18 protein-coding genes and 1 tRNA gene are annotated in these 18,991 nt (G+C 46.5%); 5 read left to right on the top strand and 14 right to left on the bottom strand.

The features are described from left to right. The gene (locus ACM64D_RS13900; RefSeq protein ID WP_415063829.1) at positions 1–279 is read right to left on the bottom strand and encodes a metal-sensitive transcriptional regulator; all 279 of its coding nucleotides are present in this window, start codon (positions 277–279) and stop codon (positions 1–3) included. 148 nt (positions 280–427) lie between these two features. Between ACM64D_RS13900 and ACM64D_RS13905 the strand changes: the two genes are divergently transcribed. After that, positions 428–859 carry a hypothetical protein gene (locus tag ACM64D_RS13905; RefSeq protein ID WP_415063830.1) on the top strand — a complete coding sequence of 144 codons (432 nt, stop codon included), beginning with the start codon at positions 428–430 and terminating at the stop codon, positions 857–859. Between the two features lie 11 nt (positions 860–870). Next, complete coding sequence (locus ACM64D_RS13910) at positions 871–1,215, top strand: TRASH domain-containing protein (RefSeq protein WP_415063831.1); 345 nt, start codon at positions 871–873, stop codon at positions 1,213–1,215. Between the two features lie 2 nt (positions 1,216–1,217). On the opposite strand, the gene ACM64D_RS13915 is transcribed toward ACM64D_RS13910, so the two are convergent. From ACM64D_RS13915 to ACM64D_RS13965, 11 genes are all read right to left on the bottom strand, one after another. Then, complete coding sequence (locus ACM64D_RS13915) at positions 1,218–1,787, bottom strand: DUF366 family protein (protein WP_415063832.1); 570 nt, start codon at positions 1,785–1,787, stop codon at positions 1,218–1,220. 2 nt (positions 1,788–1,789) lie between these two features. Then, on the bottom strand, positions 1,790–2,485 hold the full coding sequence (gene queC / locus ACM64D_RS13920; protein WP_415063833.1) for a 7-cyano-7-deazaguanine synthase QueC: 696 nt from the start codon (positions 2,483–2,485) through the stop codon (positions 1,790–1,792). Then, the gene (recJ, locus tag ACM64D_RS13925; protein ID WP_415063834.1) at positions 2,482–4,209 is read right to left on the bottom strand and encodes a single-stranded-DNA-specific exonuclease RecJ; all 1,728 of its coding nucleotides are present in this window, start codon (positions 4,207–4,209) and stop codon (positions 2,482–2,484) included. The genes queC and recJ overlap by 4 nt, the downstream gene beginning before the upstream one ends. 7 nt (positions 4,210–4,216) lie before the next feature. Continuing rightward, complete coding sequence (gene secF / locus ACM64D_RS13930; protein WP_415063835.1) at positions 4,217–5,152, bottom strand: protein translocase subunit SecF; 936 nt, start codon at positions 5,150–5,152, stop codon at positions 4,217–4,219. Between the two features lie 11 nt (positions 5,153–5,163). Next, complete coding sequence (gene secD / locus ACM64D_RS13935) at positions 5,164–6,858, bottom strand: protein translocase subunit SecD (protein ID WP_415063836.1); 1,695 nt, start codon at positions 6,856–6,858, stop codon at positions 5,164–5,166. Then, positions 6,858–7,196 carry a preprotein translocase subunit YajC gene (gene yajC / locus ACM64D_RS13940; RefSeq protein WP_415063837.1) on the bottom strand — a complete coding sequence of 113 codons (339 nt, stop codon included), beginning with the start codon at positions 7,194–7,196 and terminating at the stop codon, positions 6,858–6,860. The genes secD and yajC overlap by 1 nt, the downstream gene beginning before the upstream one ends. Positions 7,197–7,256: 60 nt before the next feature. Beyond that, complete coding sequence (tgt, locus tag ACM64D_RS13945; RefSeq protein ID WP_415063838.1) at positions 7,257–8,378, bottom strand: tRNA guanosine(34) transglycosylase Tgt; 1,122 nt, start codon at positions 8,376–8,378, stop codon at positions 7,257–7,259. Then, on the bottom strand, positions 8,375–9,397 hold the full coding sequence (queA, locus tag ACM64D_RS13950; RefSeq protein ID WP_415063839.1) for a tRNA preQ1(34) S-adenosylmethionine ribosyltransferase-isomerase QueA: 1,023 nt from the start codon (positions 9,395–9,397) through the stop codon (positions 8,375–8,377). The genes tgt and queA overlap by 4 nt, the downstream gene beginning before the upstream one ends. 86 nt (positions 9,398–9,483) lie before the next feature. Then, positions 9,484–9,780: a CsbD family protein gene (locus tag ACM64D_RS13955; protein WP_415063840.1), complete on the bottom strand. Its 297-nt coding sequence runs from the start codon at positions 9,778–9,780 to the stop codon at positions 9,484–9,486. Positions 9,781–9,970: 190 nt separating this feature from the next. Next, positions 9,971–10,336, bottom strand: a complete 366-nt coding sequence (locus ACM64D_RS13960) for a hypothetical protein (protein ID WP_415063841.1) — start codon at positions 10,334–10,336, stop codon at positions 9,971–9,973. A gap of 219 nt (positions 10,337–10,555) precedes the next feature. After that, positions 10,556–10,638, bottom strand: a tRNA-Leu gene (locus ACM64D_RS13965). A gap of 544 nt (positions 10,639–11,182) precedes the next feature. On the opposite strand from ACM64D_RS13965, the gene ACM64D_RS13970 reads away from it, so the two are divergent. From ACM64D_RS13970 to ACM64D_RS13980, 3 genes are all read left to right on the top strand, one after another. After that, positions 11,183–12,313: a carboxylate-amine ligase gene (locus ACM64D_RS13970; protein ID WP_415063842.1), complete on the top strand. Its 1,131-nt coding sequence runs from the start codon at positions 11,183–11,185 to the stop codon at positions 12,311–12,313. 117 nt (positions 12,314–12,430) lie between these two features. After that, positions 12,431–13,450, top strand: coding sequence for a gamma-glutamyl-gamma-aminobutyrate hydrolase family protein (locus ACM64D_RS13975; protein ID WP_415063843.1), 1,020 nt, complete (start codon positions 12,431–12,433; stop codon positions 13,448–13,450). Between the two features lie 52 nt (positions 13,451–13,502). Beyond that, entirely contained in the window at positions 13,503–14,906 is a 1,404-nt protein-coding gene (locus ACM64D_RS13980) for an aldehyde dehydrogenase family protein (RefSeq protein ID WP_415063844.1), read from the top strand. Between the two features lie 6 nt (positions 14,907–14,912). Here the strand turns inward: ACM64D_RS13980 and ACM64D_RS13985 are convergent, their stop codons facing one another. Both ACM64D_RS13985 and ACM64D_RS13990 read right to left on the bottom strand, forming a co-directional pair. After that, positions 14,913–17,141, bottom strand: a complete 2,229-nt coding sequence (locus ACM64D_RS13985; RefSeq protein WP_415063845.1) for a cation:proton antiporter — start codon at positions 17,139–17,141, stop codon at positions 14,913–14,915. A gap of 119 nt (positions 17,142–17,260) precedes the next feature. After that, complete coding sequence (locus ACM64D_RS13990; RefSeq protein ID WP_415063846.1) at positions 17,261–18,895, bottom strand: S8 family serine peptidase; 1,635 nt, start codon at positions 18,893–18,895, stop codon at positions 17,261–17,263. Between the last annotated feature and the right edge of the window lie 96 nt (positions 18,896–18,991).

Raw genomic sequence — 18,991 nt, forward strand, 5'->3', positions numbered from 1 at the left:
CTACTTATTTACAAGACTCATGATCTCGTCGATTTTCTTGCCGATCTCTTTTTCGTCCCGCGACTTCACCGCGGTCTTTACGCACCCATGAATGTGAGTTTTCATAATTTCCGCCTCCATGGCCTGTAAGGCTTTGGCTGCTGCTCGAATCTGAAAGACAATATCAGGACAGTACCGGCGCTCTTCAATCATCTTCTCCACACCATCTAATTGCCCCCGTACGCGATTTAATCGTTTTAAGTGCACTTTATGGTCAGGATGTTGACTGGAGCTTTTCATAACTTACCTCGCTTCGATCTAAGTGTATACCCCCCTGGGGTATTGACATCAAGCCCCTTTTGGGAAATAAAAAATATATTTTATTTTGTCACAAACCCGCTCATTCTTTCCTAGTCTGTGACAGAGAACTCTATCCTCAGGAGCAAATATGAGATTTTTAGCCGCCCTTCTGGTCCTTTTCCCCGCCCTCGCCTTGGCCCATGGCGAAGAAAATCCCGGACCTCACAATGGACATATCCGTATGCCTGGCGCCTTTCATACAGAGCTTATTTTGGGCAACGATCAAAGTGCCCATGTCTATCTTTTGGATATGAACTTCGGAAATCCCACCACCAAGAATTCTAAAATTGAGATCTATGTAAAAAATAAGAAAAACAAGGTGGCCTTTACCTGCTCCGTGATGGATGCTGACCATTTTCACTGTGTGCCTGAAAAGAAGTATCCTATGAAAGGGGATCTTGTTGTGAAAGCGGTTCGCGACAATGCGCCGGGAAACGAGATCTCTTACAAGCTCCCACTTTCAGCATTTAAGACCGAGAATAAAACAGAAAAAGACGACTCAAATCACCACCACCACTAATTGGAGGCCGTATGAATCTTATCCGCACTCTCATTCTTTTCTTCGCAATGACATGGCTCGCACCTCTTGCTTACGCAGGATCTCAGGTCGTCCAAGTCCCAACTCAAAAAGTTTGTATGATCACCAATATGGTATTTCCAAGTCCACAGATCCCCGTAAAAATTGGGACTAAGACCTATTATGGATGTTGCGAGAACTGCCAACACACTCTCAATAACGACCCCAAATCGCGCGAAGCCATTGATCCTGTATCAGGAAAGAAGGTCGATAAAGCCCTCGCCGTTATTGGGGCTGACGCCAACGGCAAGGTCTACTATTTTCAATCTTTGGAAAATTTAAAGAAGTTTAAAAACTGATTTTAAGAAACAGGGCGCACTTTGTGCGTCGCTGTGACCATAGAAATATATTCTTTTCTAAAATGAGTCATGAGATCTTCAGCCACACGACGAGGATCTAATTGCAAATCCCTCAGACTTAAAGTCTCTACCGGAGTCCCTTTGTTCGTGACGTTCATTGCAAAGTGGACCAGAACTGAAACCGGAGACTTCGTGGCAATACTGATACTTAATTTTCTATCGTCCAAATAAATATCATCGCCATCACGACGCAAACTTTTGCCCACCAAAACAGAGGCGGCTTGCGTCTGCAGATAATCACGACAGATCGATGCAAATAAACGCTGCAAGGACACCCCAGAAAAAAGGTCTCGATCAAAGATCTCAATGATAAAATGAAGCATCTCATCCCCTTGGATCACGGCCTTGGCCAAGAGGTCTTCTCCATCCACCATATGCTCAAAAGGTATCGAACACGCCCCCTGCCAAGCGACCACCGAAGGACCTAAAATACCGTGGTTTAAATATGCAAATAGCGATCGCAACTGCGTGCCGTCATAGGGAAAGTCTTTTTCAATAAATTGAGTCTGCATATCTACTCCTTAAAAAAAGATTTCACATCGATTCCCGCCGACTGGAAAGCTCTTTTCGATCTCAAACATGATTCACACTGCCCACACCACTGATCGCCTGAAAAATAACAAGGCCAGATCAGCTCCCAAGGAACCTTCAAACCTTGTCCTAAACGAACAATGTCTTTCTTTGTCAGATGAGCCGTATAACAACCCACCGTCACGTGATTGGAGGTCGAATACCATAACGCCTTGGTGGCTTGATCCAAGAATTCCTTCGAGTTGTCCGGAAAGGTCGCTGCCTCTTCCGCGTTAAAGCCGGGAATCACAGCATCCGCCCCTAGCGCCTCGGCATAGGCTGCGGCAATATTCAAAAAAATCCCGTTGCGATTCGGCACCCATACGGACTTGGCTGTCTCTGCAGAAGTTTGCAGATCATCAATTTTCACCTGACTCCCTGTCGGGACCTTTTGATCTTCCACAAGCAACGAAGACTTATTAAAGTCCTTAAACCAGGGAAGTTCGACCACCTTGTGAGGAATTTTTAAATAGGCCGCAATCTTGCCAGCGGACTCAATCTCTTTGGTGGCGGCTCTTTGTCCATAGTTGAATGTTAACGCCAATACAATTTCATGATGATGTTTAAGGGCTTCAAACGCATTGATCGTCGAGTCCAAACCCGCCGACAACAGAACCACGACCTTCTTTTTTGACTTCATGTTGCTGCCTTTAGATCACGAATAAGTATCTGAATGGTTTTTTGTCCCGCAAAATAGTTCCACTGAAGTTCACCTAAAATATGGTAATAACCTGGAACATTTTCCAAAGTCTGAAGCTGACGAGGTGTCGGCGTAAATAATAAAGCCTCTGAAGAACACTGCCCTTCGCTATCAACAATCTTAAGACGAAGATGACCGCCCTTAAGCTCTCGCTTAGAAAGAACCTGAACTCCTGAAAAATGAATCAAAGGAATTGAAAAACCTGTTCCAAAAGGACCCACGAAGTCATACCACTTCATTAGTCCAGCCCCCACCTCCGAAAGCGTGGCTTCGACATCATAAAAGATCTCAAGAGGTTTAGGTTTTTCACGAAGATCAGCAAAATGGGTCGCGAGCTTTTCAATAAAAATACCCGTTCGCGACTCTGCGATCTCAAAACCGGCTGCAGCCGAGTGTCCACCGAATCGACTCAAAACCCCTTGTGCGCCCGACATGGCTTGAACCAGACAGGCCTCTTGCCCTTGAGGCAAACGAGCACTTCCCACAATCATGCCATCGTCACCTAAAGATCCCACAAAAGCAGGCTTATTATAGACTTGAGTCAATTTGGTGGCAATAAGCCCCACAACTCCGCGATGAAAACTCTTGGAAGCCACAAAAACAAAATCCTTATGAGGCCAATCTTTAAGTAATTCCTGAGCTTCCAGTTCAGCATCGTTCTGCAGTTGAACCCGCGTGGAGTTATTCTTCATAACCTCCCGAACCATGGAGCGAGCTTTGGCCGCGTCTTCTAGCAAAAATATATCTATGGGCAAAACCCCCGATTCCATTCGAGAGAGAGCATTAAGTTTGGGAGCAAATCGAATCGCCACATCCTGACTGGTCAGTGGACGTCCCATCAGATCCAACTCTTCAAGTAACGCTCGAAGTCCTGCTCGGCGAGTCTCTGCCAGCTTCAGTAATCCATGCTTAACCAGGACGCGATTGTCTTCCACCAAGGGAACCATATCCGTTAACGTTCCGATAACGAAATAATCCAATACCTCTTTTAAATCCCAATTGTTTTTAGGCAGTTGAGGGTGATCTTGAAAGTATCTTTTCAGACCTCGTAAAAGATAGAAGGCAACACCCGCACCACACAGATACCCCAAACCAGAGGGGCAATCTCCTTGATTGGGATTCACCACCACATAGGCTTGAGGAATGGTTTCGGCCGGCAAATGATGATCTGTTAAAATAACATCAACACCCAATTCGCGGGCCCGGTCCACGGCCGCATGAGCCGTAATTCCCACGTCCACGGTGATAATTAAAGTGACCCCTTGTTTGTGCAATTCTTCAACGGCCGCCGCGTGAAAGCCATACCCCTCAGAAAGTCTTTTGGGCTGATAATGCAAGACCTCGGGAAATCCAAGGGCAATAAGACCTGTCTTAAGAAGCGCCAACCCTGAAGTTCCATCCAGATCAAAATCCGCATAGATACATATTTTTTCTTTATTAAGATACGCCTGACCTAGGCGCTCAAGAGCTTGAGACATCCCCTTTAAAGAAAGGGGATCTTTCAAGTCCGCGAGCTTCGGAAAAAGAAGCTTATCGACTTCTTTCGATTCCGAAAACCCCCGAGCCGCCAGAATCTTGCCAATCAGAGAAGGCCATTGTCCCTCGACATTCGAGGGAGTCATGGTTTCTGATAGCAGTTCTCGCGGCTTCCATAATGGGTTCATGCCATCCTTAAGCTTTTGCTTTTTTAAGACTCATTTTCTCCATCAACAACACAAAAGGAGCTGCCACGTAGATAGATGAGTAAGTACCGAAGAAGATACCAACACAGATTGAGAAGGCGATATCTTCAACTGTTCCACCTGCAAAAATATACAAGCAAAGCGCTGAAATGAAGGTCGTACCTGAGGTGATCAATGTACGAATCAACATGTCGTTGATCGACTTATTAATCACAAAGCCATAACCTTTATCATGATAATGACCTTCGGTCTCACGAATACGGTCAAACACCACGATGGTATCGTTCAGCGAGAAACCAATCAAAGTCATGATCGCCGCCAAAATAGATACGTTCACTTCTTTACCGACCAATACGAAGACCGCCAAAGTGATCACAGCATCATGGAATAAGCAAAGAACCGCGCCCGGAGCGAACTTATAATCGAAACGAAGCGCTACGTAGATCAAGATCACAAGCAAACAATAGAAAACAGCCAAAAGACCGTTGCGTTTTAATTCCGCACCCACCTGAGGACCAACCGTATCAATACGGCGGATATCAGGGTTCGCGGCCGCAAACTTCGTTGTGACTGTCTCACGCATTTTTGCGATATCTGCATTCAAAATTTCGTTGGTTTCCTTATCGGTAGCACCTTGTTTACCCTGGAAACGGATGATGAATTCATTACCTTCGCCGAAGGACTGAACTCCCACTTCCCCCAACTTCAACTCATCAATCGCTTGACGGACCTCATCGATCGTCACACCTTGGGCAAATTTCACCTGCATCTCAGTACCGCCCTTAAAGTCGATACCGTAGTTAATACCGTGAACCGCTAGATAGATCAGCGACGCCACTACAAGCAAAAGCGAGATACCGCCAAAGAGCCAAGCTTTTCCTACAAAATCAAAACGTCCAAATGATTCATTTTTATTAGAAGTCATACTTCGCCCTACTACACAGAAATCTTTTTGAAGTTGAACTTGTGTACCATCAAATCAACAATGACTTTTGATACAAACACGTTTGCAAACATAGATGTCGCGATACCAATCAAAAGAGTGACCGCAAATCCACGCACCGGCCCCGTACCGAAATACAAAAGCACCACTGCCGTGGCCGCCGTTGTCACGTTGGCATCGATAATCGCAGACATCGCACGATGGTAACCTTCTTTGATCGCGACCTTAATTCCATGCCCCAGCCGCAGCTCTTCCCTGATCCGTTCATTAATAAGAACGTTCGCATCCACGGCAAAACCCACCGTCAAGGCGATACCGGCAATCCCCGGCAAAGTCAGGGTCGCTCCAAAGCTAGTCAAAAGAGCAAAGATGGAAAGGATATTAAGACCCAACGCCAAGCTGGCAACCAGACCCATTGTTCTGTAGTAAAGAAGCATAAAGAGTACGATGATCGCAGCACCCACGTAAGAACCCAATTTGGCTTTATCAATCGCATCCGCACCCAAAGTTGGTCCCACGCGACGCTCTTCTAACTGCTCCAAAGAAGCAGGCAAAGCACCCGCACGAAGAGCTGTTGAAATCATCTTCGCTTCGTCCATCATTTTGTTACGGTCACGGCCACCACCCAATGTGATAACCGCTTGGCCACCGGCAATACGATCACGAATGCTCGGCGCCGACTTCACAACTTTATCCAAGACAATCGCCATCTGCTTGCCGACGTTGTTGCCTGTCAAATCCGCAAACTTTGTCGCACCTGAAGAGTTGAAAACCAAAGACACCTGAGGACCACCGTACTGGTCGTAACCAACGAATGCGTCATCAAGAGCTCCGCCACCCAAATCCGTATCGGTTCTTAACAAGAAGGGAATCGCTCCCGCCTCCATATTGGTCGCATTCTCAGATTTTTCAAAATATAGCATCGTCTTCTCTGGAAGCTTCCCTTTAAGGTCCGCATTCAAACGAGTGACGTAATCCGAATACTTCATGCTTCCGATATTATAACTACCCGCCTTTTCAGCATCAGCGATCAAGGTTTGAAGTTCCTGCTGAGACTTCTCAGTAGAAACGATCATGAAATCTAATTTCGCCGTGGTATTGATCAACTGTTTTGCTTTTTCAGCGTCCGCCATACCGGGAAGTTGAATCAAGATGCGGTTAGCCCCTTGTTGAGAAATAGAAGGCTCCGCCACCCCGAACTCGTCGATACGGTTACGGATGGTTTCAATCGCCTGTTGAATCACGCGATTTTTATAATCATTCAAGTAAGCATCAAAATAACGAACTGTCACCGCAGTTTCAGTCGAGCCCATCACTTGCAGAACAGTTCCATACTTATCTGCAAGGAACTTTTCGACTTTGGCTTTGTCAGCGGCTTGAGCCACAAGAACCTGAAGTTCGCCTTGTTCTGGCTTCTCTGACTTCACGTCAGAAAAAGGAATCTGCTCTTTTTGCATTTCGGCTTTCATTGATGCCAACAGACGACCGGTACTTTCTTTCACCACGCCATCAACATCAACACCCATTACAAGATGCAAACCACCTTGGATGTCCAAGCCATAATTTAATTTTTGCTTAGAGGGCCACCAAGACTTTTCACCAAAGTTCACCACGTTTGGCAAAACCCAAACGATGGCTACGGCCACTCCCACTGCTGCGAGAAACGATCTCCAACGAAGTCCTTCCATTATTTCTTTTCCTCTGCTGTTGCTGCTTTCTGAGATGTTGCAATCTGACTGCGAAGCATTTTTACCTTCACGCCGTCAGCAATTTCCAATGTCACGAATTGATCGGTGATCCCTTCCACACGACCCAAGATGCCTGAAGAGGTGATCACTTCATCACCGCGCTTCACTTCAGCCAAAAACTTTTGATGCTCTTTTTGTCTTTTCGCCTGCGGGCGAATGATGAGGAAATAAAAGATCACGAAGATGAAGATAAAAGGCACAAACATTTCGAAGGCAGAGGGTTGCCCACCAGGTGCTGTTTGCGCATACGCTGTCGATACAAGAAGTCCAAATAACATGATTCCTCCAATTAATGACTGACGTTAAAATTCAGCATTATTCTCAGGAAGAATCAATATTTAAGTCGAGCGCTCTTTCTTTACGAAACGCGTTAAACAGTCATCTCGGAACTCCACCCAACGACCTTCCTCGATCGCTTTTCGAGAGCGTTCCATCAACTTCATATAGAAATAAATGTTGTGAATCGTGTTCAAACGCGAACCTAAAATTTCGCCACTCAAGAACAAGTGACGCAAGTACGCCTTCGAATAGTTTGTACACGTATAACAGTCACACTCTGGATCCAGAGGAGAAGGATCTTCACGATACTCACTGCGCTTGATGCTGACTTTCCCCTGCCACGTAAAAATGGTTCCATTACGTGCCACTCGAGTAGGCATGACGCAGTCAAACATATCGATTCCTGAATCAATCGCAATGATCAGGTCCGTCGGAGTCCCAACTCCCATCAAATAGCGTGGCTTATTTGCCGGCATTTTAGGCGCCACATGCGGCAAAAGCTCATGCATCAAGTGAATGGGTTCGCCCACACTGAAACCTCCCAAAGCGTACCCAGGAAGATCCACAGAGCAAATCTGCTCCATGCTCTTAAGGCGATGCTCAAGACTAAGGCCCCCTTGCACGATTCCAAAAAGAAGGCTTTCTTTACGAGTCATCGCCGCCTTCGAACGCAAAAGCCAACGGTAAGTCAAAGCCATGGACTTTTCGATCTCTTCGTCGGTCGCAGGATATTGAAGACACTCATCAAAAGCCATGATGATGTCAGAGCCCAGATCCATTTGAATCTCCATGCTTTTTTCTGGAGAAATAAAATGTTTCGCTCCATCCAAGTGCGAACGGAATTCTACGCCTTCTTCCGACATATTACGAAGCTGAGATAAAGAGAAAACTTGGAAGCCACCAGAGTCCGTTAAGATGGGCCCCTGCCAGTTCATAAATTTATGAAGGCCCCCCATCTTGGCGATGGTTTTTTCACCAGGGCGAAGATGAAGGTGATAAGTATTACCAAGGACAACCTGAGTGCCGCACTCTTTGAGCTCTTCCGGAGTCATCGCCTTTACGGTGGCCTTTGTTCCTACGGCCATAAAAACGGGAGTTTGCACAGGTCCATGCGCCGTCATCAGGGTCGCGCGACGAGCGTTCCCTGCTGTTTGATGAACTTTAAATTCGCCTAATGTCATTGTTGATTTCCCATCCAACACGTCAGATCTCCGTAAGAAAAGAGCCGGAACTTTCTCTCAATAGCCCATTGATAGCAAGCTTTTACTCTTTCAAGGGAAGAAAATCCTGCGACCAAAGCCAGCAACGTCGATTGAGGCTGATGGAAGTTCGTTAAAAGCCGATCCACCACTTTAAACTGATAGCCCGGCTGAATAAGAAGCTTCGTAAATCCTTGAAATCCGACCTGAGCAGAGCCCGGCAACAATCCCCCACCCGCACTTTCCAATGAGCGCGCGGTCGTGGTTCCTAATGCCCAAATTTTATGACCCTTCTGCTTGGTCTCCTGAATGAGAGCCCATGTGGCGGCACTCACCTCCACGTACTCTTCGTGCATGTCGTGATCGTTTAAGTCTTCCGCTGTGACCGGCAAAAAAGTGCCCAGCCCCACGTGCAAAGTCACTTCGACGACTTTTACGCCTCGGGCTTTAAGTTCTTCGATGTCACTTTTAGAAAAGTGCAAACTCGCCGTCGGTGCCGCAAAACTTCCCGGCTCCTTGGCCCAGGCGGTTTGATACCACGATTCATCGGCCTCCACTGTATGGCGCTGTTCTCGAGCTTTTTGAATGTATGGAGGCAGCGGAAGCTCTGCGATCTTTTGAAAGTACTCTTCCCCCACCGCTTCACTCAGTCGCACCTTTTGTGGACGTCCTTTTTCCAGCAAGGTCATTGAGACGCCAAGGGGGAGTTCAAGAACTGATCCGATTTTATATTTCTTGGAGGGAAACAACACTTCCCAATCGCAAGAGTCTATCTGTTTTAAAAATAGAATTTCCACTTCGCCTGCGAAGACCCGGCGCTTTAATACGCGCGTATTGTTGACGACCAGAGCATCCCCGGCAGGGATTCGCGCCATAAGGTCTTGAAAGGAAATTTCTTGAGGCTCTTCGTGGCCCGGAACCCACATTACGCGGGAAGGTCTTTGAGGAGCTGTCGCAATCAATTCCTCAGGACAGGAAAAATCAAGATCTGTGAGCTTCATGGCACTCTACATACCATAAAACCCAAGGTTTTGGATCATATTTCTAAATGCGAGAGGCCCCTTAAAAGAAGCCTCTCCGTCGTTTCTTAGCGTCTTTCGGATTTTTTAGGATGCCCGCCATGAGCGCCGGCACGTTTTTCTTCAGTTCGAGATGAGCTCGGCGATGCTTTCCCCGCCGCCGTTCCACAGCGTTCAATCACTTCGTCTAATTTTCTTTCAGCCTCATCACGCTTCAGACCATATTTCTTTTGTACAAGCCCTGAAATCGCTCGCACATCCCCGTAGGTTTTTTCAAGATCGTTTCCGCTTAAGCCACTCCAGGTTTTTTGGATCTCACTCTTTACTTTCTTCCAATCGGTTTCTGGAATATTTGTATGCATCATGACGGTACTCCTTTTTTAATCGCCACTTCTTGTGACAAACCCGTTTTTTCCGAGAAGCATAAGTTGCGCCAAAGATCTGCGCCTGGAGCGGTCATTTATTTGCACTTAAAGAGGGACCCTGGGCAATATTCCCCAAAGACATGGGGCTCCTTTCCCTTGAGCCCCGCGAAACAGCACCGGAAGGGAAAAACTATTTTCTTGAGCAACCTGATTCGAATACTTTTTCATTGTTAACGTACAAAGCGACTGATGCGGATTGCATCCCAAAGGCATTGAGCCCTTCTATCAGCCATCCCATGACAACATCTCCGGCTGTGTTTTCACAACGAATTTTACTTTGCACAGAAAGAACACCAGGGCCTACGCCCATCACAAGACAACCATACGTGCCGCTCTTTATCCCCTTATCTTCCAATCCTGACACCGTGATAGATTGAGAATCTTTCACAACAACTTTTCCATTTCCCAATAAGTCATGGTTACAGATTGAGGCCGCCCAAACTTGATTTGCGGACAAAAATACGAGAACAGCCAAAGCTAGCTTTTTTGTTTTCACACGAATTCTCCATCATTTATTTTGCGTTAAAATACCTCTAAACAAAATCTAGATAAAGAGATTGAGCGCCGAGGAAAAGAGTTTACGTGTTCGTCAAAAAGTTCGACAAGGGTCGCTTATGAAAAAGTCTTTATCAGCAATCCTATTGGTCTTGGCATCAGCCCCTGCTTTGGGCAACCCATCTTCTTTGTAAACTTTAGAGTTAAATATTGTTGGGAATGGTGCGCGGGGAGGGACTTGAACCCTCACGCTTGCGCATACGCCCCTCAAACGTACGTGTCTACCAATTCCACCACCCGCGCGCGCACCTATAAGAAATTCTGATAGAGGGAAGAAATAATTAATCATTTTCCTCCTCTAGAGTCAATAGATTGCATTTCAGAAAAAAGTCAGAACCTAGACCTCCCCTTGCCCACATTTTTAGCAAATTTCTTTAACCCCCAAAGCCCCCTGCCCTGTCATTACAGTAAGAGCATGGACGCTCTTAAGAGGAAACAAGAAGACGCTAGGATGGCACTGCTTGTAACCCGAGGCCACGGAAGGCCGAAAAAAGGAGAGAACATGACGGATTTACATGACGTAGCAATGTTTTGCCTCTTCTACTCTGGAGTTGTGATGTACTCCCTGTGGATCACGGTCGCAAGACGACCGGCAAGAGTTGAGGTCAGACAGAAAAAAGTATCTTAGATTGATTTTAAATTTATGCAGCTCTGAGAGGGTTTGGTGGTTCCCCTCTCGAGCTCGGGGGGCCGACGAGGCCCCCCATTTTTTTGCGCAAAGCGCACCATGTCACATTTTTCTCGATTAAAATTTGCCCCACCCCCCTCAACTCCCTATGGTGGTTTTATGGTAAATAAAATCCCCTTCGGAAAATCAGAACTTTTCTCGCTGGGTGTGGAGGTAGAACTTCAGATCATTCATCCTGAAACTCGCAATCTGCATCCCATCTCTCCCGACATCCTTCAAGAGTGGTCCCTTCCTGGGCCTCATTTAAAACCTGAACTTTTTCAAAGTATGTTAGAGATCGACACACCCATTTGCAAAAATGTCCAGGAGGTCGAAGCAGAACTTCTTTTGACCAGCCGCGAACTTCTCCGTATCTGCAAAAACAATGGTGTCCGCTTGGCTTCCAATGGCACCCATCCCTTTGCAAGATGGCATCAAAGGATTTTCTACCCCGCAGATCGCTATCAATATCTTCTCGAGCGCAATCAGCATATCGCCCGACGTCTGATGATTTATGGCCTTCACGTTCATATTGGTATGAACAGTGGCGAGCATTGCATTACCATGATGAATGAGTTTTTATACTACCTCCCCCACCTTCTGGCGATCTCAGCAAGCTCACCTTATTGGACTGGGCATGATACCGGGCTTGCCTCATCACGAATCACCATCTTCGAAGCCCATCCCGCCGGAGGTCACCCCTGCCGAGTTGAAAGCTGGCAGGATTTTGAATCCATTGTCGACAAACTCACGCGCAGCCATTCCATCGAAAGCGTGAAAGATATTTGGTGGGATATCCGCCCTAGCCCCAACTATGGCACCTTGGAGATTCGCATCTGCGATGGTGTCCCAGGAATTCGCAGAACCTCGCGCCTTGTGGCGTTTATTCATCTGCTGGCCCGTCATATCCAAAAACGTCTTGATAGCCACGGGCCACGCCCCATTCCTTCAGATTGGGTCATCCGTGAAAACAAATGGCGAGCCTCTCGCTTTGGACTTGAAGCTGACATCTTAGTGGATAACGAAGGCAATACAAAATCAGTTTTACAGGACATCAAAGATCTCGTGGAAGAGATGAAAGAGGACTCTTCGAGTTTAAACTACACTCAATATATTGAGGATCTAATAAATCAGGATCTCTCTCACCCCAGCTATCAGGCACAGCGTGAGGTTTTTGAACAAACAGAGTCTCTGGAAAGCGTCGTGGACTTCCTTTGCGACACCTTTGAAAAAGATCTGGACGTCGTTTAGACAGTACCCCCAAAAAAGGGCGCTTTCTCAAAATAAGACACTCTTTGAACCTTCAAAACCTCTAGAAACCCGTCCGACGTCCACGCCCTCGGCATCGCTTTTGAATCTCTTTAAAGCATGAGATTTTCTCTCGGTGTTTTCTTTATCCTCACTCTGCTTTCCTTCATGGCCCCCGCCGCGGAGCTGGTGCGCCTTTATGAGTGGAATCCAGGCACCACCTTAGCCCCTTTGATTCTACCGGTTCGCAGCAGTGAGACACCCGAAGAAGCCGCCCAACGCTATCTCAAAGAACTTTCTAAAAATCCGGAACTGATGGAACTCTTTGAGGGACGAACTCCCGATGTTCCCATCAGAGGCTTTAAACCTTTAGATGAAAACTCTCGCGAGGCCCGCGCCTTGATGATTGCCAATCTTCCCAAAGACTACGCCCAGAACTCCCAGCGCGTGAGCAACTTTAAGAAAATATTTTCGCAAGCCAAACACTCTTCCTACATTTTACCCATGAACACCAACCTGGGACTTTCACAAGGCGAAACGCGGGATCTTTTTAAACAGATTTCTGAAAAATTCCCGCTTCTCGTAGCCATGGGAGGAGAAGATGTGGATCCCCGTTTTTATAAACAGGAAAATATCCACGCCCGCAACACCATCCCAGCCCGGGATCAATTTGAAATTGAACTTATCAAGTCTTATGTTTCACAGGAAAAAGGTTTTCTTCTGGGGATCTGTCGTGGCTCCCAGATTTCATCTGTGGCGTTGGGATATCGCCTGATTCAAGACGTTCCTTTTCACATGGGTACCGAGGTCAGTCATGGCAATGACTGGCATGACATTGAAATCAAAAACACTCGAAATAATCTTCTGAAATCTTTAATCCCTTCCTCACAGAAAATGTATGTCAACTCCCTTCACCATCAGTCGGTGGTATTTAAAGAAGGGGGCCCTCTTGAAATCGCCGCCCGCAGTCACGATGGCGTCACCGAGGCCACGGAACTAAAAAATGGACGGGGTCTTTTGTTGCAGTTTCACCCTGAATTCATGAATAACGAATTAGGTTCGAAAATTCTGTGGCGAACTGTCCAGCAGAAAAATCAGGTCATGCCCGCACGCTGTTCGCGAATTTTTTCTGGCAAATAACATTCTTCAAAATACTCATTGCCTGTAAGCAAGCTTGCTCTACCATAGAGAGATGCTGGAACAAATCTTTCTTCACCAAAAACAGTTCAGCTTGAAGCTCCGAGAAGAGCCTCTGAAGATTCGCCTGGAATATCTTTCTGATCTCGAAAAGATGGTGATGGATCATACGGAAGACATTGTTCAAGCCTTAAGATTGGATTTTGCGAAACCCGAGGCGGAAGCTCTTCTCACGGAAATCTACCCTGTCCTTCATGAGATTCGCTACGTTAAAAAAAATCTGAAAAAATGGATCAAACCGCAAAGAGTCTCCGCCCCACTGGGATTGATGGGAACCAAGAACTACATCTTGCCCGTGCCTCGCGGGGTATGCCTGATTATTGGCCCCTGGAACTACCCCTTCCAGTTAATGATCGCTCCTCTTATCGCGGCCCTTGCGGCTGGCAACTGCGCTTTCTTAAAACCCTCCGAGTTTACCCCCCACACAAGCGCTCTTCTCAAGGTTCTTATAAAGAAAACTTTTTCCGAAGATCATGTGACTCTCATTGAGGGCGGCGTGGAAATAACTCAGAGTCTTTTAGAGCTTCCGTTTGATCACATCTTTTTCACCGGCAGCACACAGGTTGGAAAAATCGTCATGGCAGCGGCTAGTAAACACCTTAGCAGCGTCACTTTGGAGCTCGGAGGCAAATCTCCGACTGTCATAGACAGCACTGCAGATCTTGAACAGGCGGCAGAAAAGATCACCTGGGCCAAGTTCGTCAATGCGGGGCAAACCTGTGTCGCCCCCGACTATCTTTTGATCCACAGGGACATATTCTCTGAATTCAGATCCCATCTGATAAAAAAAATCGAAACATATTACGGAAAATCAGACCATCAAAAGAAGAACTCTCCAGATCTTGCAAGAATCATCTCCGTCAAACACACGGAGCGCCTGGCGCAGCTTCTTAAGGACGCTGTAAAACAAAATGCCGAGATCACCTACGGTGGCGACATTGATATTCCTCATCGCTATATTGCCCCAACTCTCATTGAAAAAGTCGATATGCACTCGGCGCTCATGAAAGAAGAAATCTTCGGACCTCTTCTTCCCATGATTCCCTTTCATGAGATCTCAGAGGTTTTGCACTTCATCAATGATCGTCCAAAACCTTTGGCGCTTTATATCTATTCCCATAGCGAAATGAATATTGAAGCACTTACCAAAGGGACCTCTTCCGGAGGCGTTTGCATCAATGATTCCGTGATTCACGTTGGAAACGTCCATTTGCCATTCGGGGGTATCGGGGAAAGTGGTCTTGGAAATTATCATGGATATTTTGGATTCCGCGCATTCTCTCACGAAAAATCCGTACTTCGTCAATACTGGCTAGGTCGCCTCTTGCGCGTGATCTATCCACCCTACACGGCTTTTAAAATCAATTTGATTAAAAAACTGATTCGTTGGCGTCTTTAGCGTTCTCTATTCAAGCTGAAGGATTTTTTCACGATCTCCCACAATCCACAAAAGATCCCCTTTTCTAAGCACTTCCATAGAATCGGGATTTAAAATTCTTTGTCCCGCACGCTCAATCCCAACCACCAAACCCCGCGTGGATTCTCGCAAACCGCATTCGCGAATCGTTTTATCAAGATACGGAGACGTCTCACCAATAAGATACTGCTCAAGACTGTACTCGGAATGATTTTCTTCTTTGACCGCATCAGATATGTCAGGACTTTCCGATTCCATGAACAGCTTGAATTTTAAAAGCTGATCATCGGTCCCTATCACATGCACTTGATCAAAGGGCATCAGACATTCGTTGCGCCCCGGGGCGGTCAAACGACGACGTCCGCGTTCGATCAAAGCAATCGTGACTCCAAATTTTTCACGAATAGATAAGGTATGCAAAGGAACGCCGACATAACTTCCTTCTGCTGGCACGGTGAACTCGGTGATATGCGCATCCCACGGGGCTAAAGCGCGACTGCTTTTGCGCGCCTGTTTCTTGCGAACATCATCATGAAGGTTAGAAAGAAAACGATTTTCAAACCACTGATAGATATCGCGCAATCTTTGCGATAAAACATAGCCGACAACGACGACCATCCAAAGAGTGATCGCCACAGCCCACATCAGGGGCACAAACTGCGCCACCATCGCCCCTAAAAGGCCCACAGCCAGCATAATCCGCGAAACTAAGAACACATAGTTATGACTGCCCTTCCCCTGCTCAACCATCAGAATTTCAAACTGTTTGGTTTTCCCAAAGGCCAAAGCCCACAAAAAGGGTGCACTTAAAATCAAAGTCACACTCAAAGAAAGCAATTTTGCGGGACCTTCTTCCATTTGCCTTTCCAACAAAAAAGGCAAAAACACCCGAGCCATAAAAAGAAAAATCGCCACGATGACGACCGAGTTCAAAAGCACTTTCACGATATAGGCGCGAACTTGTTCTCTCCACTCCTTATTCCCGGACATTGAAAAAGAAATCACACTGTAGGTATCAAGCACCGAAATGACCTTCGCAGGCAGGATCTTTTCTAAAAAGGCATAAACTTTTTCCGAAGAACGCAACATATATGGAGTCGTGAACGCCGTGATAACCGAAACCGCCACAGCTAAGGGATACATTTTTTCGCTGATCACCTTCAGATTCAGCCCCAGTGTCGCGATGATAAAGGAAAACTCCCCAATCTGCGCCAGACTCATTCCCGACTGAACCGCTGTCTTTAAGGTCTGCCCCGCCAGCACCGATCCCAGTGTCACGCTGAAGGTTTTTCCAACGATCACAACAGCCGATAAAATCAATACTTCCTTCCAATAGGTGGCAATAATGTGCGGATCAATTAACATTCCCACCGAAATAAAGAAGACCGCCGAAAATAGATTTTTAATAGGAGCGACCAGATGATGAATGCGTTCGCCTTCTATCGTTTCGGCCAAGATGGAGCCCATAATGAAGGCTCCCAAAGCTGACGAAAACCCGACCGTGGTCGCAAACACCACCATCAAAAGACAAAGGCCGACGGCCACAACCAAAACTGTTTCTTCCGTAAGAAGCTTTTGAGTTCTTTTTAGAAAAGATGGCAACATGAAAATGCCCGCCACAAACCAGATAGCAAGGAAGAACGACAACTTCACGATCGCACCCAGCATCTCAGCTCCGGCAAAATCCCGAGTCAAAGCGACCGTCGTCAGAAGAACCATCAGCAAAACGGCGACCAGATCCTCGATAACAAGGACTCCGAAAACCATTCCGACGAACTTCAAGTTTTTAAATCCCAGCTCTTCAATAGTGCGAATGATAATCGAGGTCGATGAAATGGATAAAATCCCCCCCAAAAACAAACTATCCATCGGGGACCATCCCAAAAGACGCCCAGAGGTGTAACCAAAAACCATCATCAAGGAGATCTCTAGAATCGCCGTAAAACTGGCAGAGCCCCCCACACGAAAAAGTTTTTTAAAGCTGAACTCCAGTCCCAAAGCAAAAAGGAGGAAGATCACACCGATCTCAGCCCAAAGATGAATGCTTTCCGCCCCCACAATGGTCGGAAAAATGGACGTCTTAGGTCCCACCAAAAACCCTGCAACCAGATACCCCAACACAATGGGTTGATTCAGTTTTTTAAAAATAAGAGTCACAAGCCCGGCAGTTCCAAGAATGAGGGCTAAATCGGAGATCATTGAGGGTAAATTCTGCATCCCTCAAGTATGGCAAGACTTCAAAGAGGTCACAAATCAAAAATAGTACGCAAATCTCTTAAAACGAAAAACGGCCCCTTTTGGGAGCCGTTTTTAAAGTTCAAACTTGTAAGAACTAATTACTTCGCTTGAAGAGCCGCGTTAACAGCTGCCTCAGCATTTACAAGACCAGAACCGTACTCATTCGCCGAGTTAGGTCCCAAAGCCTGAGCTGTTTGCTTCAAGATCGCTTTCACTTGAGCGCCCGTCAAAGCTTTGTTCGCAGCTTTCATCAAGGCCACCACACCAGATACGTGAGGAGTTGCCATAGAAGTTCCATCGAACGCAGCGTAGTTGGTCGCAACAGTTTGCAAAGTCGCCTTCACAGCTTGGCCCGCAGCCATTTGTGATACGATTTGCTGTCCTACAGTTTGTTCAATCATGAACACAGCCACAGGAAGAACAGATCCATCTTCAGTCAACGCACCTTGGATCAAACCAGGAGCGTTATTGTAGATCACAACGCCTGTTGCACCCGCTTTAATTGCATTATCAACTTTTTCGCTGAATTTGATTTCACCGCGAGAGATCAAAGCATATTTACCTTTAACGTTCACTTTCGCAAACTCTTCCACTTTACCAAGACCTACAGCAACAAGCTCATTTGTCTCAGGAGTCAAAACTTCTCTTGCGCCTTGGAAAGTTGAAGAAGCAACTTTGCCCGCCTTTGTGCCTACTGTGATTTCAACAGAAGACTCACGACCTGTTCCTTGTGGTACAGAAGAAACAACGGCCACACCCGGAGCTACAATCGCCAACTCAGGACCCCATTGAGAGAATTGAGCTTTTTGAAGATTGATATCGATCGCACCAACAGCAATTACTGTTGGAAGAGCTGCTGGGTAAGAAACTTTAGGAGTTCCGCTGTTTCCAGAAGCTGCAACAACAGTCACACCTGCTTTATCAGCCTTATTAACAGCATCACGTTCTGCAGGAGTTGACCACATACCACCCAAAGACATGGAGATAACATCTACTTTTTGAGCGATACCCCAGTTGATACCTTGAGCGATCGCTACGTTTGAGCAACCTTGCTCAGAACAAACACGACCTGCCAAGACTTTCGCTTTTGGAGCAACACCTGTGAAGCCAGATCTGTCCATAACACCTGCGATTGTTCCCGCAACGTGTGTTCCGTGACCTACTTTATCAGTGTAATCAGAACCATTAGAGTCACCAGTGAAGTCTTGTCCTTTTTCGAAGTTCGCCTTCAAAGAAGGATGAGCCTCATCGATACCAGTGTCTAGAACAAGAACGCGAGCACCCGCGCCTCGGTTAGACAAAGCCCAAGCTTCCGGAGCTTTTACTGCATGGATACCCCATGGAGTTTTTTGTCCCACTTTTTGTTGTTGAGATTGTTGAGCTTTCGCCAAGAAACCTTTTACTGGACGTGGAGCTTCGTGGAAAACTTCTTTTTCTACGTAAGCTACTGCAGGATTCGCCTTCAATTTTTCAATCTCAGCTTGATCTGCCGTGTTTACAATCAAAGTGTTCAAGTTCTCAAGGCTGTCTTCAACCTGTCCGTCAACTTTTGCAAGTTCACTTGGTTGTCCGCCCAACTTGAAACCTTTAAGTGCATAAGACCCCTTCATCTTATACGCCATGTGTGCTGATTTGAATGCTTCTTTGTCCTTCATGATGACGATCACGCGCTCTGCTTGAGCCGCTGTCGCAAACAACACAGTCAGGATAAGTGCAAACACGTTGAGTTTCATTAAATCCCCCCATATCCATGGACTTCAACAATTGAAGTCCTCATGAGGAGGCACTTCATTTCAGGTTGAAAGATTTATCAAGTACTCTTTTGGAAC

Origin of the sequence: Bdellovibrio sp. (genome assembly GCF_047637665.1) — a bacterium.
Classification (GTDB): Bacteria; Bdellovibrionota; Bdellovibrionia; order Bdellovibrionales; family Bdellovibrionaceae; genus Bdellovibrio.